Source organism: Amycolatopsis lurida (assembly GCF_900105055.1).
GTDB classification, from domain to species: domain Bacteria; phylum Actinomycetota; class Actinomycetes; order Mycobacteriales; family Pseudonocardiaceae; genus Amycolatopsis; species Amycolatopsis lurida.
Genome location: NZ_FNTA01000004.1, coordinates 5,653,777 through 5,678,847, shown reverse-complemented (window position 1 = coordinate 5,678,847; position 25,071 = coordinate 5,653,777). Strand labels below are relative to the sequence as shown.

27 protein-coding genes are annotated in these 25,071 nt (G+C 67.9%); 8 read left to right on the top strand and 19 right to left on the bottom strand.

Annotated elements, in window-relative coordinates:
• The first annotated feature begins 80 nt into the window (after positions 1-80).
• On the top strand, positions 81-773 hold the full coding sequence (locus BLW75_RS32340; RefSeq protein ID WP_034308887.1) for a hypothetical protein: 693 nt from the start codon (positions 81-83) through the stop codon (positions 771-773).
• A 62-nt stretch (positions 774-835) separates the two neighbouring features.
• Here BLW75_RS32340 and BLW75_RS32335 read toward each other — a convergent pair whose 3' ends face one another.
• The 3 genes from BLW75_RS32335 to nucS all read right to left on the bottom strand — a co-directional run bounded on the left by BLW75_RS32335 (position 836) and on the right by nucS (position 3,735).
• The gene (locus tag BLW75_RS32335; protein ID WP_034308889.1) at positions 836-1,612 is read right to left on the bottom strand and encodes a hypothetical protein; all 777 of its coding nucleotides are present in this window, start codon (positions 1,610-1,612) and stop codon (positions 836-838) included.
• 44 nt (positions 1,613-1,656) lie between these two features.
• Complete coding sequence (locus BLW75_RS32330) at positions 1,657-2,619, bottom strand: patatin-like phospholipase family protein (RefSeq protein ID WP_034308892.1); 963 nt, start codon at positions 2,617-2,619, stop codon at positions 1,657-1,659.
• A gap of 456 nt (positions 2,620-3,075) precedes the next feature.
• Positions 3,076-3,735, bottom strand: a complete 660-nt coding sequence (gene nucS, locus BLW75_RS32325; protein ID WP_034308895.1) for an endonuclease NucS — start codon at positions 3,733-3,735, stop codon at positions 3,076-3,078.
• Positions 3,736-3,772: 37 nt separating this feature from the next.
• Here nucS and BLW75_RS32320 point away from each other — a divergent pair, with 37 nt between their 5' ends.
• Entirely contained in the window at positions 3,773-4,315 is a 543-nt protein-coding gene (locus BLW75_RS32320) for an NUDIX domain-containing protein (protein WP_034308897.1), read from the top strand.
• A gap of 2 nt (positions 4,316-4,317) precedes the next feature.
• Here the strand turns inward: BLW75_RS32320 and BLW75_RS32315 are convergent, their stop codons facing one another.
• Entirely contained in the window at positions 4,318-5,091 is a 774-nt protein-coding gene (locus tag BLW75_RS32315; RefSeq protein ID WP_034308899.1) for an enoyl-CoA hydratase-related protein, read from the bottom strand.
• Complete coding sequence (locus BLW75_RS32310) at positions 5,064-6,050, bottom strand: GlxA family transcriptional regulator (RefSeq protein WP_034308901.1); 987 nt, start codon at positions 6,048-6,050, stop codon at positions 5,064-5,066. Before BLW75_RS32310 ends, BLW75_RS32315 begins: the two co-directional genes overlap by 28 nt.
• A gap of 71 nt (positions 6,051-6,121) precedes the next feature.
• Here BLW75_RS32310 and BLW75_RS32305 point away from each other — a divergent pair, with 71 nt between their 5' ends.
• Entirely contained in the window at positions 6,122-6,685 is a 564-nt protein-coding gene (locus BLW75_RS32305) for a cysteine hydrolase family protein (RefSeq protein WP_034308904.1), read from the top strand.
• Between the two features lie 296 nt (positions 6,686-6,981).
• Here the strand turns inward: BLW75_RS32305 and ehuA are convergent, their stop codons facing one another.
• The 6 genes from ehuA to BLW75_RS32275 all read right to left on the bottom strand — a co-directional run bounded on the left by ehuA (position 6,982) and on the right by BLW75_RS32275 (position 13,277).
• Complete coding sequence (gene ehuA, locus BLW75_RS32300) at positions 6,982-7,746, bottom strand: ectoine/hydroxyectoine ABC transporter ATP-binding protein EhuA (protein ID WP_034308907.1); 765 nt, start codon at positions 7,744-7,746, stop codon at positions 6,982-6,984.
• 7 nt (positions 7,747-7,753) lie between these two features.
• Positions 7,754-8,410: an ectoine/hydroxyectoine ABC transporter permease subunit EhuD gene (ehuD, locus tag BLW75_RS32295; RefSeq protein WP_034308910.1), complete on the bottom strand. Its 657-nt coding sequence runs from the start codon at positions 8,408-8,410 to the stop codon at positions 7,754-7,756.
• A complete protein-coding gene (gene ehuC, locus BLW75_RS32290; RefSeq protein ID WP_034308912.1) occupies positions 8,410-9,105 on the bottom strand; it encodes an ectoine/hydroxyectoine ABC transporter permease subunit EhuC in 696 nt (231 codons plus the stop codon). Before ehuC ends, ehuD begins: the two co-directional genes overlap by 1 nt.
• Positions 9,106-9,118: 13 nt before the next feature.
• Positions 9,119-10,012 (bottom strand): ectoine/hydroxyectoine ABC transporter substrate-binding protein EhuB, encoded by an 894-nt coding sequence (gene ehuB, locus BLW75_RS32285; protein ID WP_034308914.1) that lies wholly within the window; start codon positions 10,010-10,012, stop codon positions 9,119-9,121.
• 118 nt (positions 10,013-10,130) lie between these two features.
• Positions 10,131-12,152 carry a protein meaA gene (locus tag BLW75_RS32280; protein WP_091598741.1) on the bottom strand — a complete coding sequence of 674 codons (2,022 nt, stop codon included), beginning with the start codon at positions 12,150-12,152 and terminating at the stop codon, positions 10,131-10,133.
• Positions 12,153-12,725: 573 nt separating this feature from the next.
• Positions 12,726-13,277 carry a YdbT family protein gene (locus tag BLW75_RS32275; protein ID WP_034308916.1) on the bottom strand — a complete coding sequence of 184 codons (552 nt, stop codon included), beginning with the start codon at positions 13,275-13,277 and terminating at the stop codon, positions 12,726-12,728.
• A 232-nt stretch (positions 13,278-13,509) separates the two neighbouring features.
• On the opposite strand from BLW75_RS32275, the gene BLW75_RS32270 reads away from it, so the two are divergent.
• From BLW75_RS32270 to BLW75_RS32255, 4 genes are all read left to right on the top strand, one after another.
• Positions 13,510-14,136, top strand: a complete 627-nt coding sequence (locus tag BLW75_RS32270; protein ID WP_034309269.1) for a LysE family translocator — start codon at positions 13,510-13,512, stop codon at positions 14,134-14,136.
• Entirely contained in the window at positions 14,133-14,753 is a 621-nt protein-coding gene (locus BLW75_RS32265; protein ID WP_034308920.1) for a LysE family translocator, read from the top strand. Before BLW75_RS32270 ends, BLW75_RS32265 begins: the two co-directional genes overlap by 4 nt.
• Before the next feature lie 61 nt (positions 14,754-14,814).
• Entirely contained in the window at positions 14,815-15,483 is a 669-nt protein-coding gene (locus BLW75_RS32260; protein ID WP_241783441.1) for an LPXTG cell wall anchor domain-containing protein, read from the top strand.
• A gap of 77 nt (positions 15,484-15,560) precedes the next feature.
• A complete protein-coding gene (locus BLW75_RS32255; protein ID WP_034308924.1) occupies positions 15,561-16,433 on the top strand; it encodes a trypsin-like serine protease in 873 nt (290 codons plus the stop codon).
• On the opposite strand, the gene murA is transcribed toward BLW75_RS32255, so the two are convergent.
• A complete protein-coding gene (gene murA, locus BLW75_RS32250; protein WP_034308927.1) occupies positions 16,434-17,708 on the bottom strand; it encodes a UDP-N-acetylglucosamine 1-carboxyvinyltransferase in 1,275 nt (424 codons plus the stop codon).
• A 61-nt stretch (positions 17,709-17,769) separates the two neighbouring features.
• Here murA and BLW75_RS32245 point away from each other — a divergent pair, with 61 nt between their 5' ends.
• Complete coding sequence (locus BLW75_RS32245) at positions 17,770-18,342, top strand: cob(I)yrinic acid a,c-diamide adenosyltransferase (protein WP_034308929.1); 573 nt, start codon at positions 17,770-17,772, stop codon at positions 18,340-18,342.
• Between the two features lie 75 nt (positions 18,343-18,417).
• Here BLW75_RS32245 and BLW75_RS32240 read toward each other — a convergent pair whose 3' ends face one another.
• From BLW75_RS32240 to atpA, 7 genes are all read right to left on the bottom strand, one after another.
• Positions 18,418-18,570: a hypothetical protein gene (locus BLW75_RS32240; protein WP_233598867.1), complete on the bottom strand. Its 153-nt coding sequence runs from the start codon at positions 18,568-18,570 to the stop codon at positions 18,418-18,420.
• Positions 18,571-18,652: 82 nt separating this feature from the next.
• The gene (aroA, locus tag BLW75_RS32235) at positions 18,653-19,888 is read right to left on the bottom strand and encodes a 3-phosphoshikimate 1-carboxyvinyltransferase (RefSeq protein ID WP_034308933.1); all 1,236 of its coding nucleotides are present in this window, start codon (positions 19,886-19,888) and stop codon (positions 18,653-18,655) included.
• A gap of 192 nt (positions 19,889-20,080) precedes the next feature.
• Positions 20,081-20,515, bottom strand: a complete 435-nt coding sequence (locus tag BLW75_RS32230; protein WP_034308936.1) for a DUF2550 domain-containing protein — start codon at positions 20,513-20,515, stop codon at positions 20,081-20,083.
• 25 nt (positions 20,516-20,540) lie between these two features.
• Positions 20,541-20,906, bottom strand: coding sequence for a F0F1 ATP synthase subunit epsilon (locus tag BLW75_RS32225; RefSeq protein ID WP_034309272.1), 366 nt, complete (start codon positions 20,904-20,906; stop codon positions 20,541-20,543).
• 114 nt (positions 20,907-21,020) lie between these two features.
• Complete coding sequence (gene atpD, locus BLW75_RS32220; protein ID WP_034308939.1) at positions 21,021-22,445, bottom strand: F0F1 ATP synthase subunit beta; 1,425 nt, start codon at positions 22,443-22,445, stop codon at positions 21,021-21,023.
• A complete protein-coding gene (locus BLW75_RS32215; RefSeq protein ID WP_034308942.1) occupies positions 22,445-23,383 on the bottom strand; it encodes a F0F1 ATP synthase subunit gamma in 939 nt (312 codons plus the stop codon). Before BLW75_RS32215 ends, atpD begins: the two co-directional genes overlap by 1 nt.
• Positions 23,384-23,394: 11 nt before the next feature.
• Entirely contained in the window at positions 23,395-25,032 is a 1,638-nt protein-coding gene (atpA, locus tag BLW75_RS32210; protein ID WP_034308945.1) for a F0F1 ATP synthase subunit alpha, read from the bottom strand.
• Positions 25,033-25,071 lie beyond the last annotated feature (39 nt).

The following is a 25,071-nucleotide window of genomic DNA, read 5'->3' as shown; positions in this document are numbered from 1 at the left end:
GTCTGTTTCGGGACAATTCCTGTCCGCTCACCGGCAGAACTGCCGTCCCGGCGGCGCGGTGAGGCCGGTTGGCTGCCTCGATGGACTGGACCCTCGTCGAGCGCGCGTCCTGGATCGCGGGCATCGTCAGCGCTCTGCTGGCGGTCCTCGCGGCCTGGATGACATACCGGGCCACCAAGGGGACGACCCGCGATCTCGCGCTGCTCATCTCCGCGGCCACGGACAAGCCCGAGGTACTGGAGCGCGTGGAAGCCGCCGCACGGGAGCGGGTCGAGACCATCAGGCGGCGGGTGCGCGCCGTACTGGCCACAACCACTTCAGCGGCGGGTTTTCTCGCCGCCGCCGGTCTGATCGCGCTGCTGCTGGCGTCCATGCCGGATCACGTGCGAACCACGGTCGCGGGTGGCGACGCGCCCAGGACGGTGCAGGAGTGCCCGAACGCGGGCGAAGCGACGCTATGCGCACCGATGCACATCTACGAACTGGCTCCCGGCGGAAAGGTCGAGACCCGGTTCGAGGGTGTCCACCGGCCTTCGAAACGAGGTACCGGCATGCTGTCCGTCGAACTGCCCGATTGCGAGGCGGAGGTGCGGTGGCACGTCTCGGTCGGCGGCGCGGTGGCCGCCGAAGCCGTCTCCCGTGACAACCTGGTGCGCGTCGAGTTCCCCGTGGCGAGCGGCCAGGGGTACACGTTCACGGCCGAACGTCCCGCCGGCTCGGGGTGCCCGGAAACCGAAGTGCGAGTGCGGACCGGGATCACCTTCGAGGATTAGGACGCAGCCGGAAAAGGGCCGCTCCGTCGCCGGAACGGCCCTTTCCCGTGACCGGTGGGGGTTTACCGGTCCGTGGGCAGGCCCACTTCGCCGTCTTCCCTGATCAACCGGGCGAGGACGTCGTCCGGCATGTACGTGCGGTGCGGGTAGCCCGAGCCCCACGAGTTGAGGAACGGCACGGCGCCGAGTTCGTCGGCACGCGGGTTGCCGAGGACCTCGTGCACCTCGTCGACCGACTTGGCCCAGCGATAGGCGTGGAGGCCGTTCTTGACGTCGGGCGTGTAGGCGGCCCGCTTGACGTGGTCGTCGTCCGTGTAGGTCTCGGACCACGGGACGTGGCCCAGTTCGAGCAGGACCTCGGCCGCCGCGCGGACGGACGTGCCGTTGTTGTCGCCGGGGTTGGTCTCGCCCCATTCGTCACGCAGCTTCGACTGGTCCCACAGCCACCGCGCGGCATACAGGTCGCCGTTGAACATCGTCATGCAGCGCGACCAGCCGAAACCGACGCAGGCGCCTTCCTTGCCCTGGTCGTAGAAGGCGTACTGGGTGTCGCCGTCGGTCGATTCACCGGGTTCGAGGCAGACGCAGTGCCCGCCGCGGATCCTGGTGAGCGATTTCGCGCCGCCCTTGGCGACGAAGAACTCGCCGGACTTCTCATCCTTCTCGGGTACGTCGAATTCCTTGTACCAGTTGACACCGATGACGACCGGCGACCGAGTGGGCCGGTCCTCGGTGGCCAGCGCGGTCAACGGATAGCGCTCGACGTGGCGCCAGTCGTCCGGGACGAACCGGCCGAGGCGGCCGTCCGCCGGGTCACTGCCGATCGGGCGATAACGCATGGGATCCTCCTATCCCTCATCCCACCGGAATACCGCCGGCGAGTTCACTGCTGCACGATCTTTTCCAGAAACCGCCGCGCGGCCTCCCGCCCGCTTTCGAAGAGGCGCTTCTTCTCCTCTTCGCCGAGCCCGAAGTCGACGGCGGAAATCCCGGTCGTGTCGACGTACACCGTCCGCCGGTTCACACCTTCCTCGTGCAACCGGTAACGATTCCAGTCCGACATCAGGGTTTCGAGCGAACCGATGGCGATCCGCAACGCGCTCTTCACCGGTTTGTCCTTGCCGCCCGCGGGTTCCCCGGACAGCTTCACGCCCCAGGTCGGCCACCGCGGCTTCTTCGCGTCGGTCCGGTCGAAGACGGTGATCGGGAAGTTCGACAGCAAGCCACCGTCGACCCACGTGACGGTCCCCTCGGGGCGGACGGCGAACTGCACCGGCCGGAAATAGAGCGGGATCGACATCGACGCGCGGACGGCATCGACGATCTTCTCCGCACCGGGATCGCGGCCGTACTGGGAATAATCCCAAGGCAACCGGACGAGTACGCGGCGAGTCAGGTCGCTCACGTGAATGACGAGGGAATACCGTTGATACGGAAGCAAAGTACCTTCGGGATCCTCGATGGCGAGATCGGCGAAAGTGCGCACGCCGATCCCTTCCAGCAAGGGCGTGAGCCACTCGGTGAGATAGTCACCGGAATGCATCCCGTCGTGCAGCAGCAGATCGACGCCGTCCCCGATCGGCCCGGCGACCTTGTCGAGCAGGGACTGGTCCTGGAAACGGCGGCAGTCCAAGTCGTTCATCACCGCTTCCAGCCCACCGAGATCCTTCCCCGCCTTCTGATACGCGGCGACCAGTGTCGCGACGATCGCGCCCGCGCTCGTCCCGGCGATCCGGGGAAACGAATAGCCTGCTTCGTGCAACTCCAGCACCGCGCCGAGCAGCCCGATGCCTTTGACACCGCCGCCTTCCAGCACGAGATCGACGTTCTTCCGAGAATCGGCCATGGCATATCACCCCTGCACCCGCGACCGCCGCAGGTCGGCGGTACCCCTCGCGGAAATCGAGTGTGACACAGCGCGAGACCGGCCAATCCGGCGTTCACCCGAATGGCACAGAAATAGCTGGTTCTTGTGCGAAAGAACGCGAGTTCGTTAATTTCCCGCCGCCCTTTCGGGCATTCTGTGGCGCGAGAAAGAATGCAGATACGAATCCGAGGACTCGATTCGATATCGGCTGTTCAGTGTCCGGACAGGAACGTGCGGTCGCCCTCGTGTGCGGTAAGGACGGTTCTGGCCGGAGGTGTTCGGATTCCGGCCCCGGTCGGCCACAGACTCGCGGGTCGCCACACTCGCCCCACAGGCATCAGCGGTCACAACGGCTGCAGGTGAAGGCTCCCAAGTACGTGAAGGACCCCTTCCTTGCACTAGACGCAAGGAAGGGGTCCTTCACGTACTTCCGGCTCAGAACAGGCGGAACTCGTCCGATTCGATGCCGCGCAACGCGTCGTAGTCCAGCGTGAGGCACCGGATCCCCCGGTCCTCGGCCAGCACCCGCGCCTGCGGCTTGATGATCTGCGCCGCGAAGACACCCTGCACCGGCGCCAGCAGCGGGTCGCGGTTCAGCAGTTCGAGGTACCGCGTCAGCTGCTCGACGCCGTCGATCTCGCCGCGCCGTTTGATCTCGACGGCGACACTGGCACCGTCGGCGTCGCGGGCCATGATGTCGACCGGGCCGATCGCGGTCGGGAACTCCCGCCGCACCAGGGTGTAGCCGTCGCCGAGGGTCTTGATGTGCTCGGCGAGCAGTTCCTGCAGGTGCGCCTCGACGCCGTCCTTCTGCAGTCCCGGTTCCGCGCCGAGTTCCTGGGCGTGGTCGTGGAAGATCTCGTCGATCGTGATGACGAGCTTCTCCCCCTGCTTGTTCTCGACGATCCACAGCTTGCCGTCCTCGATCAGCCAGCACGGCGGGCTCATCCAGTTCAGCGGCTTGTAGGCGCGGTCGTCCGAGTGCACGGACACCGAGCCGTCGGCCTTCACGAGCAGCAGCCGGGTGGCCATCGGCAGATGGGCGGTCAGACGGCCGGCGTAGTCGACCTGGCAGCGAGCGATCACAAGGCGCACCCCGCGAGGGTAGGACAAGCACGGCGATACTGTGCGCATGGACCCCGTTCAGCGTGTCAGCTCCCGCGAGGTGTACCGGAACGCCTGGATGACCGTGCGCGAGGACGCCGTCCGGCGGCTCGATGGTTCCGAGGGGATCTACGCCGTCGTCGACAAACCGACCTGTGCCGTGGTGATCCCGTTCGACGGCGCCAGGTTTCACCTGGTCGAGCAGTTCCGCTATCCGGTCGGGATGCGGCGCTGGGAGTTCCCCATGGGCACCGCGCCCGAACTGGCCGACGTCCCGCCGCTGGAACTCGCCGCCCGCGAACTGCGGGAGGAGACCGGGCTGATCGCGGGCTCGATGGCCGACCTCGGCAAGACCGACGTCGCGCCCGGGTTTTCGAGTCAGCGCGGGCACGTGTTCCTCGCCACCGATCTCACCCAGGGCGAAGCCCAGCGCGAGGTCGAGGAGCAGGACATGCGGACGGCGTGGTTCGAGCGCGGCGAACTCGAAAAGATGATCGCTTCGGGCGACATCACCGACGCACAGACGCTGGCCGCCTACACGCTTCTGCTCATGCGCGAGCGCGTTCTCTGAACTCAGTCGGGCCAGACCGGCGAACGCTTCTCCAGGAAGGCCGCCATCCCCTCACGTGCACCGGGCAGCTGCGAAGCCGAAGCCATCACTTCCAGTGCCAGCGCGTAGGCGTCGGCCTCGGGCCGGTCCAGCTGCGCGTAGAGGGTCTGCTTGCCCATCGCCTTGCTGGCCCGGCTCCCTCGCGTCGCACGGCCGAGCAGCGAAGCGACGGCTTCGTCCAGCGAGTCGTCCGGTACGACGCGGTTCACCAGACCCCAGTCCAGGGCGGTCGCGGCGTCGATGACGTCGCCGGTGAGCGCCAGCTCCATCAGGCGTTTCCGCCCGATCGCGCGCGCCACCGGCACCGCGGGCGTGTGGCAGAACCAGCCGCCCTTGCCACCGGGAAGGGCGAAGCCGGCGGACTCCGCGGCGACGGCGAGGTCACACGAGGCCACCAGCTGGCAGCCCGCCGCGGTCGCGAGCCCGTGCACCCGCGCGACGACGACCTGCGGGACGGATTGCATCGTGCCCATCAGGTCCGTGCACAGCCGCAGCAGCTCGCGGACGCCCATCAGCTCGCGTGCGGCGACGTCGCCGAAGTCGTGTCCCGCCGAGAAAACCGGTCCGGCGCCTGCCAGGACGATGCCGGTGGCGTCGGTTTCCCCGGTCTCGCGGAACGCCGCGAGCAGCTCGGCGAGGTGGTCCGCCGACAGTGAGTTGCGCCGCGCGGCGCGGTTCATGGTGATCGTGACGGTGTCACCGTCCCGCTTCACGAGGATGTGCTCGTACTCGGCCATGCTTCGACGGTAACCGACCGGAACGTCCGGCGATACGAATCGGGGCCGACACCGACGTCGGCCCGGAGCCGTCGTCGCAGGTTGGCGGCCGTGCCGAGGCCGGATCGCTGTGCGACCCGCTCGACCGGGAGTTCGGTGGTCTCCAGCAGCCGCCGCGCGAGCCGCACCCGCTGCGCGCGGAGCCACCGGCCCGGTGTCACGCCGGTGGCCGCCGCGAACTCGCGGTGGAAGGTCCGCTCGCTCAGCCCGGCGTGCCCGACGAGGTCGTCGACGCCGATGTCGTCGGCGATCCGCTCCAGCGCCCAGTCCATTGTGGACGAGACACTCGGCCGCGACGGCTTGGGCGGTAGCGGATTGTCGACGTACTGCCGCTGGCCGCCCTCCCGCGCGGGCGGCATCACCAGCCGCCGGGCAAGGGCGGCGGCGACCTCGGCGCCGTGCTCGCGGCGCACCAGATGCAGGCAGAGATCCAGGCCGCCGACCACCCCGGCGGAGGTCAGGACGTCACCCTCGTCGGTGAACAGGACATCTCGCTGGACGACGGCGTCGCGAGCGGCGGCTTCGAGGTCGTCCAGCAGCCGCCAGTGCGTGGTGACGGACCGGCCGTCGAGCAACCCGGCCGCGGCGAGGGTGAAGGCCCCGGAGCACAGCGACGCCACGGTGATCCCCGCCCGGTGTGCCTTGCGCAGCGCGGCGACCGCCGCCGCGGGCACCTCGGCGTGCGGATCCACCCGGCCGGGCACGAGGACGAGGTCGCAGCCCGCCAGCCCGCTCAGCCCATGCGTGGCCTCGATCCGGCCGAGCGGATGGACGGCGACCGAGCCGCGGCCCGCCGCGCAGAGCCGGACCTCGAAGGGGCCGATGCCGCTGTCGGTCCGGTCGACACCCCAGACCTCACCGATCACACCCAGGTCGAAGGACCGGCTGCCCGGCAGGAGGAGCACACCCACGGTTCGCATGGCAGAAAAGTACCGCATCGCGCTTCTTCTGCCACTCCCCTACGGCAGCCGGAAGCAGGAAACTCGAAGCCATGACCACTGAGAACAAGGCCCTGCTCGTGATCGACGTCCAGCGCGGCTTCGACAAGCCCGTCTGGGGCCCGCGCAACAATCCCGGCGCGGAGGCCAACATCAAGGCGCTCGTCGACGCCTGGCAGGAGCGCGGGCTGCCGATCGTGCTGGTGCACCACGACTCCGTGAAACCCGGCTCGTCGCTGCGACCGGGGCAAGAGGGCAACCACTTCAAGCCGGAACTCGACGGCGTGCGAGCGGACCTGGTGTTCGGCAAGAAGGTCAACTCGGCCTTCCACGGCGACATCGATCTCGACGGGTGGCTGAAGACCCGGGGCATCACGTCGTTCGTGCTCGCCGGTATCCAGACGAACTTCTGCTGCGAGACCACCGCGCGCGTCGGCGGGAACCTCGGCTACGACGTGACTTTCGCGCTCGATGCCACTTTCACCTTCGATCTCGCCGGGCCGGACGGCGGCGTCCTGACCGCCGACGAACTGGCCAAGGCGACCGCGACGAACCTGCACGGTGGCGGATTCGCCACGGTCACCTCGACGAAGGAGATCCTGAGCGCGCTCCAGTGACGCGCGGTGGGCTCGCCCATCGACGTTGCGAAAGCCACTTTCACAACCTTCAACGTTGCGAAAGTGGCTTTCGCAACCCGCCACCTTTGCCTGGCCCTCAAACAACACCTCGGGCAGGCGACGGTGTCGCGAAGGCCACCTTCGCGACATCTGACGTCCCGAAAGTGGCCTTCGCGACATGCTCCGCTGAGGCTCCCGGTCCACTTCGGCCGGGGTGGTCGTGAGTGGTAAGTGTCGTTCTAACGACACTTACCACTCACGACCACCTGTACCGACGCCCTGCCGCAGCTGCTCTGCTACGCCCGGTCGATGACCGCCTTGAGGAACCGCCGCGTCCGGTCGTGCTCCGGATCGTTGAACAGCTTGTCCGGCGTGGCGTCCTCCAGCACCTGCCCCTGGTCGAACATCATCACCCGATCCGAGACATCGCGCGCGAACTGCATTTCGTGGGTGACACAGAGGATCGTGATCTCGGTGGACGTCGCGATCTCACGCAGCACGCGCAGGACGTCGGCGACCAGTTCCGGGTCGAGCGCCGAGGTCACCTCATCCAGCAGCAGCACGTCCGGCCGCATCGCGAGCGCACGGGCGATCGCGACGCGCTGCTGCTGGCCGCCGGACAGCTGCGTGGGGTGCGCGTCCTTCTTTTCCGTGAGCCCCACCATTTCCAGCAGTTCGACGGCCCGCGCCTCGGCCTCGTCCCTGGGGACGCCGAGCGAACGGATCGGCGCCTCGGTGATGTTGCGCAGCACGTTCATGTTGGGGAACAGGTTGAACTGCTGGAACACCATGCCGATCCGTTTGCGCGCCTCCCGCAGGTACTTCTCGTCCGCGGGCACCAGTTTCCCGCCGCGCTTCATATGACTCAGGTAGTCGCCGCAGACCTCGATGGTCCCGCCGTCGACCTTCTCCAGTGTCATCAGCAGCCGCAGGATCGTCGTCTTCCCGGACCCGCTCGGCCCGATCAGCGAGACGAACTCCCCCGGCGCGACGGTGAAATCGAGGTCCCGCAGCACGACGTGGTCCCCGTAGGACTTGACCACCTGCGAGAACCGGATCATCGGGGAATCAACTGTGGGCGGCACGTCGCTCCAACCTTCTCACCAGAATCGAAGCCGGCAGGCTCACCAGCAGGAACAGCACCCCGGCCAAGGTGTACGGCTCGACGACGCGGAACGTGTCGGCACCGACCTCTTTCGCCCTCGCCAGGACGTCGACGACGCCGATCGCCAGCAGCAACGGGGTTTCCTTGAACATCGAGATCGTGTAGTTGCCGAGCGCGGGCAGCACCCGCGGAACCGCTTGCGGCAGGACGACCGCGGTCCACACCCGCGACCTCGGGAGGTTCAGCGCGGTCGCGGCCTCCCACTGTCCTTTCGGGACGGCCTCGATCCCGGCACGGTAGACCTCGGCCGCGTACGTCGCGTAATGCACGCCGAGCGCGATGACACCGGTGGCGAACGGGGACAAGGTCATGCCGCCCACCGGCTGGATCACGTAGTAGAGAACGAACACCTGGATCAGCAGCGGCGTGCTGCGGACGAACTCGATGAACAGCCGGACCGCCTGGGACAGCACGGGAATCCCGGTGCGGTGGACCAACGCGAACACCAGGCCGAGCACGTAGGCGACCGCCGAGGCGAGCAGGGTGATCTCGACGGTGACGAGAAGCCCTTCCAGCAGCAGGGGAACCGAATCGAAGGCAGACTTCCAGCTCCAGTCCATCACACACCTCCCGCGGTGGCCGTCATCTTGGCCGGGGCCCGGCCGAGGCGCCGCGCGGCGCGCCGTTCCAGCAGCCGCATCCCGCTCGTGATCAGCAGCGCGAGCAGGAGGTAGAGCACGAGTTCGGTACCGTAGATCCAGCCGATCTCGGCACTGAACACCGGCCGCAGCAGTTCACCTTGGCGAGCCATTTCCGGGACACCGATGAACGACAGCAATGCGGTGCTCTTCAGCAACTGGATGAAGAGATTGTTGAACGGTGGCAGCATTTCCGCGAACGCCTGCGGCAGGATCACCCGCCGCATCCGCTGGGCCGGGCTCAGGTTGAGCGCGACGGCGCCCTCGAACTGAGCGCGCGGGACCGAGTTCACCGCGCCGCGGACGATCTCCGCCCCGTAGGCTCCGTGATTGAGGCCCAGCACCAGGATTCCGGCGAACATCGGCACCAGCTGGAGGCCGACGAGCACCGGAAGCACGAAGTAGAGCCAGAACAGCTGGACGACTTCCGAGGTGCCGCGGAAGATCTCGACGTAGACCCGGGAAATCCCGCGCACCGCCCGGGACCGGGACCTCAGCGCCAGCCCGGCGGCCAGCGAGAGCACCACGGTGAGCGCGATCCCGCCGAGCGCCGCGGTGGCGGTCGCGGTCAGTCCACTGAGGACGGACGAGATGATATGCGATACCGACGACGACATGGGTTCCGCCTCGTCACACCGCGCAGAGTTTCTCGGTGGTCACGTCGGCCTTCGGCAGGTTGGCCGCCGAGAATCCGAACGGTGTCACGATCCTCGTCCATTCACCGCTGTCGTGCAGCTTCTTCAGTTCGGCGTTGAACGCCTCGCGCAGCGGGTTGTCGTCCTTGCGGAAGACGAAGGCACCGGCGGACACGACCGGTTTGCCGTCCTTGATCGGATCGAAGCCGGGCGTGACTTCGGCCGCCGCACCGGGGCTCTTCGCCAGAACGTCCTTGAGCGAGATGTCGGTGAGCGCGGCACAGTAGACCCGGCCGTCGGTGACCGCGCGGAGCATGTTGTCCTGCGAATCGAGGGTGACGATCTGGTCCTCGGCGACGCCGGAGTCGGTGGCGTACCCCTTCTCCACGGCCGCCGAGAGCACGGCGACCTTGACCTTCTTGGCCGCGATGTCCTCGAACTTCAGCACCTGCTGCGGATTCCCCTTGGGCACCAGCAGAGCGGTCAGCGCCGAGTAGTCGGGGATCGAGAAGGCCGCCGCGTCGCAGCGTTCCTTCTTGATGTTCATACCCGCCGCGACGACGTCGTACTTCCTGGCGTTGAGCGCGGGGATCAGCTGGTCGAAGGAGACCGCTTCGGCGTCCACGTTGTCGATGCCCATGGCCTTGAAGACGGCGCGGGCGACCTCGGGCGCCTCACCGGTGACCCGGCCGCTCTGGTCCGTGAAACCGTACGGCGCTTCGTTCGCGATACCGATCTTGATCTTCTTGGAGCTTTTCGCCGCCTCCAACGCATCCCCGGAAGTCGTCGTCGTGCACGCGGACAACAGCACCGGACCACCGATCGTCACCGCGCCAAGAACCGCGGACCGCCGGAAGAACTCCCGCCTCGACCACTCGCCGTGCACCATCGCGGCACCTCTTTTCGATTAATCGGTTTTAATCGAAACGTAGGTGGGTACCTTGGCGCGGGCAGTGTGAGCGGGTGACGAACCACCCGCCGTTACGGGACCGAGATTTACGGTGACTTTAGGTACTCAGACCGTGGCGCTCCCGCACCAATCCGACAATTCCGTCCATGATGTCGGTGAGTTCGTAGTCCTTCGGCGTGAACACCTTCGCGATCCCCCGCTCCAGCAGGATCTTCTCGTCGTCGGGCGGGATGATGCCGCCGACGATGACCGGGATGTCGCCCGCGCCCGCGGCCCGCAAGCCGTCCACGACCTGCGGCACGACCTCGAGATGCGAACCCGAGAGCACCGAAAGCCCGACGACGTGCACGCCCTCCTGGACGGAGGCCGCGACGATCTGCTCCGGGGTGAGCCGGATGCCCTGATACACCACCTCGAAACCGACGTCGCGCGCCCGCACGGCCACCTGCTCGGCGCCGTTCGAGTGCCCGTCGAGGCCGGGTTTGCCGACCAGGATCCGCAGCCGCTCGCCGATCTCGGTGTTGGTCGCCTTGACCCGCTCGCGGACCCGGCGGATCTCCTCGTTGCCCTCACCCGCGGCCGCCGACGCGGAAACCCCGGTGGGAGCGCGGTATTCGCCGAACACCTCGCGCAACGCGCCCGACCATTCGCCGGTGGTCACGCCGGCGCGGGCACAGTCGATCGTGGCCTCGAACAGGTTCTCCGACGTCTTCGCGATGGCCTTCAGTTTCTCCAGCGCCGACTCGGCGGCCGCGTTGTCTCGGCGCGTCCGCCATTCCTCGATCGCGGTCACGGCCTGCTTTTCGACGGCGGGGTCGATCGTTTCGATCGCCTTGGCCCCTTCGGCCTGCAACGGCGAAGGCTCGGTGGTCTCGAACTTGTTGACCCCGACCAGGATCCGCTCGCCGTTCTCCATACCGCGCCGGTACTCCGCGAGCGAGGCGACGAGCTGGGACTTCATGTAGCCGCTCTCGACGGCCGCCACGGCGCCGCCGAGATCCTGGACGCGCGCGATCTCCTCACGCGCGCCCGCCATGATCTCGTCGACCTTGGCCTGGATGACGTGCGAGCCGTCGAAGATGTCCTCGTACTCCAGCAAGTCGGTCTCGAACGCGAGCACCTGCTGCATCCGCAGTGCCCACTGCTGGTCCCACGGCCGGGGCAGGCCGAGCGCCTCGTTCCACGCGGGCAACTGGATCGCGCGCGCCCTGGCACCGCGGGAAAGCGAGACCGCGAGCATCTCCAGCACGATGCGCTGGACGTTGTTCTCGGGCTGCGCCTCGGTCAGGCCCAGCGAGTTGACCTGCACGCCGTAGCGCAGCCTCCGCGCCTTGGGATCCGTGACGCCGTAACGATCCCGGGTGATCTCGTCCCAGAGCGCGGTGAACGCGCGCATCTTCGACATCTCTTCGACGAACCGCACCCCGGCGTTGACGAAGAAAGAGATCCGCGCGACCACCTTGGCCATGTCGGCCTGCTCGACCTGGCCGGAATCGCGGACCGCGTCGAGGACGGCGATGGCGGTGCACAACGCGTACGCGACCTCTTGCGTCGGCGTCGCGCCGGCTTCCTGCAGGTGATAGCTGCAGATGTTGATCGGGTTCCACTTCGGCACGTGGTGCACGGTCCACGCGATCATGTCGGTGATCAGGCGGAGACTCGGTCCCGGCGGGAAGATGTAGGTGCCGCGCGAGAGGTATTCCTTGATGATGTCGTTCTGCGTGGTGCCGGTGAGCTTGGCCAGCACCTCGTCCACATCACGGCCCTCGGCTTCGGCCTGCTCACGTGCCACGGAGACGTAGAGCGCCAGCAGCCACATGGCGGGCGCGTTGATCGTCATCGACGTGTTGGCCTCGGCGAGCGGGATGCCGTCGAAGAGGCGCCGCATGTCGCCGATATGCGAGACCGGGACGCCCACCTTGCCGACCTCGCCCTTGGACAACTGGTGATCCGGGTCGTAGCCCGTCTGCGTCGGCAGGTCGAAGGCGACCGAGAGACCGGTTTGCCCCTTCGCGAGATTACGGCGGTACAGCTCGTTGGACGCGGCCGCGGACGAGTGGCCCGCGTAGGTCCGCATCACCCAGGGGCGGTCCCGTTCACGGTCCGTGGGATAGGGCACGGTGCACCTCCGGCGCTGGACGACCGTCTGAGTGTACCGGCCGGTAACATCGGCCGCGCAGTTGAATCGAACACAGTCGGGTCATTCTTAGATGCCCGGGCCCCGGGCGGACGACACGCCGGGATCAGACGACTTCGAGTCCGATGCGGAACCCGTCCGGGTCGAAGGAGTTGCTGTCGGTGATCAGATCGGTCATGCCACCCCCTGGCTCGCCCACGGTGTGTAGGCGACGGGGCCGAGGCTGCTGAACGCGGGGTCGAAGTTGTTGCTGTCCCCGGCCCACTGAGAAACACTGCTGCCGAAATCGGCGAAGCCGGTGAACTGCTCGACCCCGAATCCGCGCGGCCGCCGTTGTCGGCCGGCTGAATACCGATCCGGAAGTCGGGTGGCGCCGCCACCGCCGTCGCCGGTGCGACGGTGACGAAAAGTCCGCCCGCGGCCGGCAGGCCGAAGGTTCTGCTCCAAAGCTTGCGCATTTCCGTCGCCTGTGGGGAATCCGTGCCAACGAGGAGAGAGTCACATCCGGCACCACCCGGAAATACTGTGAAGGTGTTGTGGCCGGTCCGGCGCTCGCTAAGGAGTGCGGTTTCGTGCCTCATCCACGGCTTTCGCGAGTTTCTCCTGCACTTTCGCCACGTCGCTGACACCCACGAGGATGACCGGCGGCTCGCGGTCCTTCCCGGTACCCGCGCCGAAGTTCGCCGACGCCCACGCCAGCACGCCGAGCCTGCCGAAGGTGATCGTCCCGGTCTTGCCCGGCCCGGGCGTGACGACGGGATCCGCCAGGCCGGCCAGCGCCGCGGACTCCTCCTTGCGGCGGACGAGCGAACTGGTCGCGATGACCCTGCCGTCCGTCACGGCGTACGTGGTCGAGGCGAGCCTGAGGTAGCGGATCAGCGGCCTGCCGACGAGATGGAAGACGCCCGCGGCGGTGAGCACGATCCACGCGGCCATGTGGAACGCCGTGTCGTGGTTGGCGGCGAAGAACAGCGTGACACCGCCGAGCCAGAGCAGACCGACGGGGACGTTGAACCGGTCGCCGGGATTGAAGAGGGGCCTGCGCACCGGCTGCCCGGCCCAGATGACCCGTTCGCCTGGACGGAGGTCGATCTGCCCCTCATGCATGCCACGGCACACTACCCGTCCGGGGGACGGGCGAGGAGTGTCCGTTCGTCGGTGAAATTCCGGGCCGAACGGACCTATCCGAGTCCTCGTGCCAAGTACATGAAGGACCCCTTCCTTGCGCCTAGGTACAGGAAGGGGTCCTTCATGTACTTCAGGCGAGTCGCCGGAGCCGCCGGGACTGTGACCGAAATCCGCGAGACTCGCCCGCGCCCGGCGTCTAGCGTGGGTGACCGTGACGTGGAGTTCGTACAGCAGCTATCTGGTCATCATCGTCCTGATCGTCCTCGCGCCGGGGCCGGACACGATGGTGATGCTCAAGAACTCGCTCTCCGGCGGTACCCGCGGCGGTTTCCTCGCCACGGCCGGGATCTTCGTGGCCAACGCCGTCCAGGGCACCGCCGCCGCGCTCGGCCTCGGCGTCGTCATCGCGCAGTCGCAGCCGGTGTTCGTGACGCTCAAATGGGTCGGTGCCGCGTACCTGGTCTTCCTCGGTTTCCAGGCGTTGCGGGGTGCGTGGCGAGGCGACTACTCCGGTGTCGCGGCGGTGAAGCAGCAGCGGTCGAGCGGGTTCCGCCGCTTCCGTGAGGGTTTCCTTTCCAACATCACCAACCCGAAGGTGCTGGTGCTGTACCTCTCGGTGCTGCCGCAATTCCTCGATCCCGTGACGACGTCGGCGTGGCACGCGCTGCTGCTCGCCTACACCGTCGCGGTGCTGGGCACGGTCTGGCTGCTGACGCTGTTGTTCTTCGTGCACCGCGTGCGGACCTGGCTGGAACGCCGCAAGGTCCGCCGCGCGCTCGACGGTGTCACCGGGACGGCGCTGGTCGGCTTCGGCGCGGCGTTGGTACTCGAATCATGACCTGGGGCGTGTACGGCGGTTTCGCGCTGATGATGCTGGCGCTGGCGCTCGTCCCGGGCCCGGACAACATGGTGGTGCTGAAGAACGCGCTGTCCGGCGGTGTCCGCGGCGGCGGCTGGGCCTGTTTCGGCATCGGCGTCGCGAATCTCGCGCAGGCGAGCGCGGCGGCGCTCGGCCTCGGCGCGGTCATCATGAACTCGCGGCCGGTGTTCGAGGCCGTGAAATGGGCGGGCGCGGCCTACCTCTGCTACCTCGGCGTCCGGGCCCTGATCGGCGCCTTCCGCGGCGACTACGGCCGTCTCGCCGAAACCGCCGCCACGCGGAGCGGATTCCGCCGCTGGCGGGAGGGTTTCCTCTCCAACTTCACCAATCCGAAGGTCCTCGTGCTGTACCTGTCGGTCCTGCCGCAGTTCCTGACCCCCGGCGTCACCGGCACCGGTGACGCCCTGTTGCTGGCCTACACCATCGCGGCGGCGGGCACCATCGCCCAGCTTCTGCTGCTGTTCTTCGTGCACCGCGTGCGGACCTGGCTGGAACGCCGCGAGGTCCGCCGCGCGCTCGACGGCGTCACCGGGACCGCGCTGGTCGGCTTCGGCGCCGCTCTCGTGTTCGAGTAACCCCTTCGGTCGTTCACGCGATACTCCAGTTGTCGCAATGGCGCGACCTAGGGAGGCTTCGATGAACAAGAAGACCTACGGCGTTATCGCCGGAGCCGCCTTCTCCCTCCTTCTCCTCGGCGCGGGCCCGGCCGACGCCGGAGAGCGCGGCAACGGCGGCGCTCCTCCCGGCCACGCCAAGGACACCACCAAACCGCAGCCACCGTCCAAAGCGGACTTCTCCGGGCACGGTGCCAACAAGCACGGGCCTTACGACTCCACACGCGACGGTTCGCCGTCGGCCAACGGCAACGGCGGCGGCGAGGCCGCCGGTAAACCCTGCGCCGGTTGCGTCGGCAAGGCCGACAACAAGAACCCACCCGGACAGCTGCCCGGCGGCTCCGACGCCAACGCGGGCTACGAATGCGACCGCAACCACGGCGTCGGGCGCGGCAACCCCGCGCACACCGCCTGCGTGCCGGACCGGACACCGCCCGCCACGAAGCCACCGGTCGAGACTCCCCCGCCCGGGGGATCGCACGGCGAAGTCGTACGCCCCGCGGTCGTGCCGGAGGCGGCCCACGCCGCGGCCGTCGCACCCCGCGCCGGCGGTGCGGTCAGCGCGGCGGCGAGCCCTTCTTCGCTGGCCAAGACGGGTTTCGATCTCGAACCCGTCCTGCTGACCGGGCTGGGGTCGCTGGCCGCGGGTGCCGCGCTGTACGCGGGGACCCGGCGGCGCAGGGACGCGTGACTACTTTCGGCGGATGACTTTCGGGCGCCCACCACGTTGAATCCCGTCTCCGGAAGCACGAGACGAGGAGGCCGTTCGTGAGGTTCACCCCCGCCGCCACCGTCGCGGCGCTGGCCGCCGCCCTGCTGCTGGGCGGCGCCACCGCCGCGCCCGCGATCAACTCCTACAACGCCACCCCGGCGCCGGAGCGCACCGAGGTCGGCGCCCTCGTCGCGACCTGGGACAACGACGGTGACCCCGCCACAGCCGACCGGGTGGACTGGGTGTGCTCCGGCACGATGGTCGACACCGACACCTTCCTCACCGCCGCGCACTGCACCAGCGATTGGCCGGCGAACGTGCGGTTCTTCGTCTCCCTCGACCAGGACGTGCAAGGGGGTCTCGACGCCGCGGCGAAGAAGTACCCCGGTGACCCGGTGGCGGTCGCCAAGGCCGTCGCCGTGGAAGGGGTCGCGCACAACGAGCCCGGCTACCCCGGCAACTCGGCCGATTCGCACGACATCGCCGTCGTCCAGGTGCCCGCGAAGCAGATCGCTGCGCGCTGGACCTTCACTCCGGCCACGTTGCCGAGCGCCGGCCAGCTCGACGCGCTCGGACCGCAGGGGCTGAACTCGACGCCGTTCGTGGTCGCCGGCTACGGCACGCAGGAAGCCGTGAGGGGGCCCGGCGGGCACACCCATCCGGGCGGCGGAGTGCGGATGAAGGCGCCGGTCACCTTCAACGCGCTGAACACCACGTGGGTGCGGCTGGCGATGACGGCGCCCCAGGGCAACGGCGGCGCTTGCTACGGCGACTCCGGCGGCCCGAACTTCGCCACCATCGGCGGCAAGCGCGTCTTGGTGTCGACGACCATCACCGGCGACGGGCCCTGCTACGCCACCAACGTCACCTACCGGCTGGACTCGCCGACGTCGCGTGACTTCCTCGCGCCGTTCGTCGCCCTGCCCTGATCAGGCCCGGTCGGGTTCGCCGGCCACTCGCTCGATCCGGGCACCGAGCCGGTTCAGGTTCTCCACGAAGTGCGGGTAACCGCGGTCGATGTGGAAGACGTCCCAGACCTCGGTGACGCCGTCCGCGCAGAGCCCGGCCAGGACCAGCCCGGCACCGGCGCGGATGTCCGCGGCCCACACCGGAGCGCTCGAAAGCCTCTCCACGCCCCGCACGACGGCGTGGTGGCCGTCGGTGCGCGCGTCGCCGGAAAGCCGCATCATCTCTTCGATGAACCGGAACCGGGCCTCGTAGATGTTCTCCGTGATCATCGACGTGCCTTCGGAAACCGCCGACAACGCCACCGCGAACGGCTGCAGGTCGGTCGCGAAACCGGGGTACGGCAGCGTCACCCAGTCGACGGCCTTCGGGCGCTCGTTCTGGACGATGCGGAACCCCTCGCCGTCGAACGTCTCGACCTCGGCGCCCGCCAGGCGGAGCTTGTCGAGGACCAGGTCGAGGTAGTGCGGGTTGACACCGCGGACGGTCAGGTCGCCCCTGGTCATCGCGGCGGCGAACGCCCAGGTCGCGCCGACGATCCGGTCGCCGATCACGCGATGCTCGGTGGGGTGCAGCTTCTCGACGCCCTCGACGGTGAGGGTCGAGGTGCCCGCGCCTTCGACCTTCGCGCCCATCTCGGTCAGCATCGTGCAGATGTCGACGATCTCGGGCTCGCGGGCGGCGTTGTCGATGACCGTCGTGCCCTCGGCGAGCACGGCGGCCATCAGGATGTTCTCGGTGGCGCCGACACTCGGGAAGTCCAGCCAGATCTGCGCGCCGCGCAGCCCGTCGGCCTTCGCCACGACACAGCCGTGCTCGATGGTGCTGGTGGCACCGAGCTTGCGCAGGCCGTTCTGGTGCATGTCCAGCGGACGGGAACCGATGGCGTCGCCGCCCGGCAGCGCGACGACGGCTTGCTTGAGCCGTCCGACCAGCGGACCCAGCACGCACACCGACGCGCGCAGCTTGCCCATCGCGGCCGAATCGGCCCGGTGCGACAGCTCGGCCGGAGTGGTGATCTTGGCGGTGTCGCCGTCGATGACGACGTCGCAGCCGACACTGCGCAGGACGTCGCCCATCAGCGGGACGTCCAGGATCTGGGGGCAGTTCGTGATGGTCGTCGTACCCTCGGCCAGCAGGGCCGCGGCCATCAGTTTCAGGACGCTGTTCTTGGCCCCGACCACGTCGACCTCGCCGACCAGCCGTGCTCCGCCGTGCACGTCGAAGTGCTCGCTCATGGGCGCCAATCATGCCCTCTCGCCCGGATTTGCCTTACGCCGGGCCGGTAGAGTCGGCTTCATGGTCGTTCGCATCAACCGCGTGTACACGAAGGTCGGCGACAACGGCACCACGGCGCTCGGCGACGGCTCCCGCGTGCCGAAGACCTCGCCACGGCTGGGTGCGTACGCCGACGTCGACGAAGCCAACTCCGTCATCGGGCTCGCGCTCGCGATGGGCGGTCTTCCCGAGGAAATCACGCAGGTGCTGCGTGCGGTCCAGAACGATCTCTTCGACGTCGGCGCGGATCTGTGCGCGCCCATCGTGGAGAACCCGCCGTACGAGCCGCTGCGCATCACCGAGCGGTACATCGAGCGGCTCGAAGGCTGGTGCGACGAGTTCAACGAGCGTGTGCCGAAGCTGACGTCGTTCATCCTGCCGGGCGGCACCCCGGGTGCGGCTTTCCTGCATCAGGCCCGCACGGTCGCGCGGCGGGCGGAGCGTTCCGGCTGGGCGCTTTTCGAGGCCGAGCAGGCCGCGACGAACCAGCTGGCGATCAAATACCTGAACCGGCTCTCGGACCTGCTGTTCATCCTGTCGCGGCTGGCGAATCCGGACGGCGACATCCTGTGGCAGCCCGGCGGCGCCTCCTGACAACGCGATTCGGCACCTGGTGGCGGTCGTGGCAACGACCGCGACCAGGTGCCGAATCGCGTGATGAGTAGGAGTTCAGCCCTGTTCCTGTGCTGCCCAATAGCGCTCGAGGTCGACTTCGGGCGTGCCGTCCTTGCCCGGGTCGATCGCCTTCATCGTGATCGTGTCCTCCAGGGACACGGACTCGGGAAGGTGGCTCCAGCGGTTCGCGTCCTCGCTCTGAGTCATAGGCCGAGAATAGACGCGGATCACGTCGGGAACCCGGTAGAAATGCCGCTTCGTGATGATCCCATGTTTTCCACTGACGTATTCAGAGTCCCCAGGAGGCCCGAAGCGCGGCGAGGGCGTCGTGGAAGCCGGGGAACGTCTTCTTCACACACCCCGGGTCGTCCAGCGTGATCCCCGGCGTCCGCAGACCCGTGACGCTGAACGCCATCGCGATCCGGTGGTCCCGCCGGCACTTCACCAGGGTCCCCGTCGGCACACCCGGCTGGATCTCGATCCAGTCCCGCCCCGTCTCGACCGGAACACCCATCGCGCGCAGGTTCTCCTCGCACGCCGCGAGCCGGTCGCATTCCTTGATCCGCGTGTTGTAGACGTCCTCGATCCGCACCGGCCCGTCCGCGAACGGCGCGATGGCCGCGAGCGTCGGCACGGTGTCGGAGATGTCGCGCATGTTCACGGTGACGCCGCGCAGTCCGCCCGTCCCGATCACGGTCACGGCGTCCGGGCCCACCTGGACGTCCGCGCCCATCTGCCGCAGGACCTCGACGAAGGCCAGATCTCCTTGCAGGGCACCGTCCCCCAAACCCGGCACGGTCACCGAGTCGCCGGTCAGCGCGGCGGCCGCGAAGAAGTAGCTGGACGTCGAAGCGTCGGGCTCGATCTCGTAGCGGCAAGCCCGGTACGGCGTGGGCGGCACGATGAACGTGTCGCCGTCCCGGACGACCTCGACGCCGAAGCGCCGCATCATCGCGATGGTGATCTCGACGTAGGGCACCGAAACGAGGTCGGTCACGGTGATCCGCAGCCCCTCGGACGTCAGGGGCCCGACCAGCAACAACGCGGTCAGGAACTGGGAGGACAGCCCCGCGTCCAGCGTCAGCTCCCCGCCTTTGATGCCGTCGGCCCGCACGACCAGCGGATGGTGTCCCGGCGCGCCTTCGAAGGTGAGGTCGACGCCCAGCTCCAGCAACGCGTCGGTCAGCGGGCCCAGCGGGCGGGCGCGCATCTGCTCGGAGGCGTCGAAGCGGAAGGTGCCGTGCCCGGCGGCGGCCAGCGCGGGCAGGAAACGCGCGGTGGTGGCGCCGTCGCGGCAGAAGACGTCGGCGCTGTCGACGGCTGGGCCTTCGGGCCTGCCTTCGATCGTCCACTCCTCGTCAGTGCGGGCGACCTGATAGCCGAGCTTGAGAAGGCCTTCGGCGAAGCCCTCGGAGTCATCCGAACGCAGTGGCCTGCCCAGTACGGTCGTCCCGTGGGCGGCGGCCGCGAGGAACAGGCCTCGGGCGGTGATCGACTTCGAACCGGGGATGTCGACGATGGTCACGGCGTGAGCATACGGCGTGCGCGAACGGCGAACTCGCGTGATCAGACGGCGTAACTCGCGTGATCGAAGGCGTAACTCGCGTGATTGGACTCGCAACTCGCGTGATCAGAGGCGTAACTCGCGTGATCAGACGGCGTAACTCGCGTGATCAGACGGACGACACGCGTGATTGGACGGACGGCACGCGTGTGATCAGGAGGCGCGTGGGAGGCGGCGCCCGGGCGGGGCCGATTCGAGCCAGGAGAGGAAACCGGTGAGGGCGCCGGGACCCATCGCGATCTCGATCGCCTCCTGCGTGGCGGACTCACACCGCAGGACGATCGCCCCTTCGGGGACGGCGTACGCCTCCGTGCCGGAGGGATCGCGCCGGTCCGCGATCTCCATACTCGCCCGCTGGAAGACCCGGTCCGGGCCGGTCCGCAGGCTCCACACCCGGAACCAGACGAACTCGTCGCCCTCGTAGCGGCCCAGCCCCAGATGCCAGCTGGACCGCGCCTCGTCCGGACGCCACCGCAGGGCGACACTCACGCCACCACCGCGGCGCATCCGGACCCACCGCAACGAATACCAGGCCACGACGACGGCCAGGATGGTCAGGGCCCCGAGAACACCCACGGCGATTTCCACGGCCCGGCCCCTGTCCTTCGCCCGATCAGACTGACTGACCGGCCGCGCGGAGCTGGGCGGTCGCCCTAGCCCGCTCTTGCTCGTCTTCGCCGGTCAGCGCCTTCTTGGCCGCGTCGACGTCGATCTCGTGCGAAAGCTCCGCGCTCTCCGCGAGGATGCTCACGCCGGTCGCGGTGACCGACAGGAACCCGCCGTGCACCGCGGCAGTCACGGTCTCGCCGTCCGTGGTCGTCACCTTCACGACGCCGCCCTCGACGAGCTGGCCCAGGACCGGCTCGTGACCGGCCATGATGCCGATCTCGCCCTCGGTGGTCTGCGCCACCACGAACGTGGCGGTGCCGGACCACAGACGGCGCTCGACGGCTACCAGCTCGACAGAAATCTCAGCCACGTAGCTTCCCTTCACCTCAGGTGCTGGCACCGAGTGTAATAGTCAAAGTTCCCGGTATGCGAACGACGGGACCAGCGTCCACAGTAGACACTGATCCCGCCGCTCATCGGAACATCACTTCTTGGTGATTTCCTTGTACTTCTTCTCGAGGTCTTCGAGGCCACCGATACCCAGGAACGCCTGCTCCGGGTAGTGGTCGAAGTCGCCCTTGGTGATGCGGTCGAACGACTCGATGGTCTCCGACAGCGGCACGGTCGAGCCCGGCTGACCGGTGAAGGCCTCGGCGACCAGCATGTTCTGCGACAGGAACCGCTCGATGCGGCGCGCGCGCTGAACGGTGAGCTTGTCCTCTTCCGAGAGCTCGTCCATACCGAGGATCGCGATGATGTCCTGCAGCTCCTTGTACTTCTGCAGGATCCGGATGACCTCGGAGGCCACGCGGTAGTGGTCCTCACCGACGATGGCCGGGTCGAGAATGGTCGACGTCGACGCCAGCGGGTCCACCGCCGGGAAGATGCCCTTCTGGAACACGCCACGGGAAAGCTCCGTGGTGGCGTCCAGGTGGGCGAACGTCGTCGCCGGGGCCGGGTCGGTGTAGTCGTCCGCGGGGACGTAGATCGCCTGCATCGAGGTGATCGAACGACCACGGGTCGAGGTGATCCGCTCCTGGAGCTGGCCCATCTCGTCCGCCAGCGTCGGCTGGTAACCCACGGCCGAAGGCATGCGGCCCAGCAGGGTCGACACCTCGGAACCGGCCTGGGTGAACCGGAAGATGTTGTCGATGAAGAGCAGCACGTCCTGGTTCTGCACATCGCGGAAGTACTCCGCCATGGTCAGCGCGGACAGCGCGACCCGCATACGGGTGCCCGGCGGCTCGTCCATCTGGCCGAAGACGAGGGCGGTGTCGTTGATGACGCCGTCCTCGGACATCTCCAGGAAGAGGTCGTTGCCCTCACGGGTGCGCTCACCGACACCGGCGAACACCGAGGTACCACCGAAGTTCCGGGCGACACGGGTGATCATCTCCTTGATGAGCACCGTCTTGCCGACGCCGGCACCGCCGAACAGGCCGATCTTGCCACCCTGCACGTACGGGGTCAGCAGGTCGACGACCTTGAGGCCGGTCTCCAGCATCTCCGTCTTGCCTTCGAGCTGGTCGAAGGAGGGCGGGTTGCGGTGGATGCCCCAGCGCTCGAGGTCCTCGCCGTAGCCGGGCTCGTCGAGGCACTCGCCGAGCGCGTTGTAGACGTGCCCCTTGACCTTGTCGCCGACCGGCACCGTGATCGGGCCGCCGGTGTCGGTGACCTCGGCGCCACGGACGAGGCCGTCCTGCGGCTGGAGCGAGATGGTGCGGACGATGTTGTCACCGAGGTGGCTGGCGACCTCGAGCGTCACCGTCTTGCGGAGCTGCTCGAACTCGATTTCGACCTTGAGCGCGTTGAACTGGTCGGGAACGGAACCGCGCGGGAATTCGACGTCGACGACCGGGCCGGTCACCGAGACGATGCGCCCCTTGGCACGGGCTTCAGTACTGGTCATCAGTCATCACTTCCTGCTGCGGTGAGAGCGTTCGCCCCACCGACGATTTCGGAGATCTCCTGGGTGATCTGCGCCTGGCGGGCCTGGTTCGCCTCCCGCGTCAGCGTGTTCACCAGTTCGTTCGCGTTGTCCGACGCCGCCTTCATCGCGGTGCGGCGGGCCGCGAGTTCGGACGCCGCCGACTCGAGCATCGCCGCGAAGAGCCGCGTGTTGATGTACTTCGGCAGCAACGCGGCGAGCAGCTTGTCGGCGCTGGGCTCGAACTCGTAGCTCGGGAGCAGGCTTTCGGGCTTCTCCTCTTCGCCCTCGGTGTACTCGACCTCGAGCGGCGCGACGCGCTTGGCGACGGGACGCTGGGTGAGCATCGAGACGAACTCGGTGTAGACGACGTGGATCTCGTCGACACCCAGGATGCCGTCGGCGTTGCCCGACTCGTCGTCGGCGCCGTTCAGGAACGACTCGACGATGAGCTCACCGGCCTCCGCGGCGTTGACGTAACCGGGCTGGTCGGAGAATCCCGTCCAGCTCTCGGCCACCTCGCGCCCGCGGAACCGGTAGAAGCTCAGGCCCTTGTTGCCGGTCACGTACAGCACCGGCTCCTTGCCCTGCTCACGCAGCAGCGTGAGGAGCTCCTCGGTCGCCTTCAGCACGTTGGAGTTGTACCCACCGCACTGACCCTTGTCGCTGGTGATCACGAGGACCGCCGCGCGCTTCGGGTTCGGACGCTCGACCAGCAACGGGTGGTCGAGGTTCGCCGAGGCTCCGGCCAGGGCCGAGAGCACGTTCGTGATCTCGTCCGAGTACGGCCGGGAAGCCGCGACCTTCGCCCGCGCCTTGGTGATGCGCGCGGTGGCGATGAGCTCCATCGCCTTGGTGATCTTGCCGATGGACTTGGTCGCCTTGATTCGCGACCGGAGTTCTCGGAGTTGTGCGGCCATGAGCTATCAGCTCACTTCTTCGGGGCGGGCTTGTTGACCTTGACGGTCTCCTGCCCGACCTTCTCGGCGTCCATCGCGTCGGAGACCTCGACCAGGCTCTTGCCCTCGGAGGTGGTGAACTCCTTCTTGAACTCGTTCACCGCGTCGACCAGCCCGGAAGCGGTCTCCTTGGAGAACTTGCCCGACTCGCGGATGTCCTTGAGGAGCTCTCCGTGCTTGCGACGCGCGGAGTCGACGAACTCGTCGCGGAAGCGGCGCACGTCCTCGGTCGGAACGGTGTCGAAGTGACCGTTCGTGCCGAGGTACACCGTGACGACCTGCTCCTCGACCGGGATCGGCGAGTACTGCGGCTGCTTGAGCACCTCGTACAGGCGGGCACCACGCTCGAGCTGCGCCTTCGACGCGTCGTCGAGGTCCGAAGCGAAGGCCGCGAAGGCCTCCAGCTCGCGGTACTGCGACAGGTCGATACGGAGCGAACCCGAAACGTCCTTCATCGCCTTGACCTGCGCGGCACCACCCACGCGGGAAACCGAGATACCCACGTCGATGGCGGGGCGCTGACCGGCGTTGAACAGGTCCGACTGGAAGAAGCACTGACCGTCGGTGATCGAAATGACGTTCGTCGGGATGTAGGCCGACACGTCGTTCGCCTTGGTCTCGATGATCGGGAGACCGGTCAGCGAGCCCGCGCCCAGCTCGTCCGAGAGCTTCGCGCAACGCTCGAGGAGACGGGAGTGCAAGTAGAAGACGTCGCCGGGGAAGGCTTCACGGCCCGGCGGGCGACGCAGCAGCAGCGAGATCGCGCGGTAGGCGTCGGCCTGCTTGGTCAGGTCGTCGAACACGATGAGGACGTGCTTGCCCTCGTACATCCAGTGCTGGCCGATGGCCGAGCCGGTGTACGGCGCGATCCACTTGAAGCCGGCGGAGTCCGACGCGGGGGCCGCGACGATGGTGGTGTACTCCATCGCGCCGGCGTCCTCGAGGGACTTCTTCACCGCGGCGATCGTGGAGCCCTTCTGGCCGACCGCGACGTAGATGCAGCGAACCTGCTTCTTCGGGTCGCCGGAGTCCCAGTTGGCCTTCTGGTTGATGATCGTGTCCACCGCGACGGCCGTCTTACCGGTCTTGCGGTCACCGATGATCAGCTGACGCTGGCCACGGCCGATCGGGGTCATCGCGTCGATGGCGGTGATACCGGTCTGCAGCGGCTCCGACACCGGCTGGCGCTCGACCACCGAAGCGGCCTTGACCTCCAGCGGGCGGCGGTCGGTGGTCTCGATCTCGCCGAGGCCGTCGATCGGGGCGCCCAGCGGGTTCACGACCCGGCCGAGGTAGCCCTCGCCGACCGGAACCGAAAGGACCTGACCGGTCCGCTTGACTTCCTGGCCTTCGACGACGGTCTCGAAGTCGCCGAGGATCGCGGCACCGATGGAGCGCGCGTCCAGGTTCAGCGCCACGCCGAGGACCCCGCCGGGGAACTCGAGCAGCTCGTTGGCCATCGCCGAGGGCAGACCCTCGATGTGGGCGATACCGTCACCGGCGTCGACGACGACGCCGACCTCTTCCCGGCTCACGTCCGGGGCGTAACTCGAGACGTAGTTCTCGATCGCGCTACGGATCTCATCCGAGGAGATCGTCAGCTCCGCCATTTCGTTCCCGCTCTCGCTTCGTTCGTGCCAGTGTGCAAA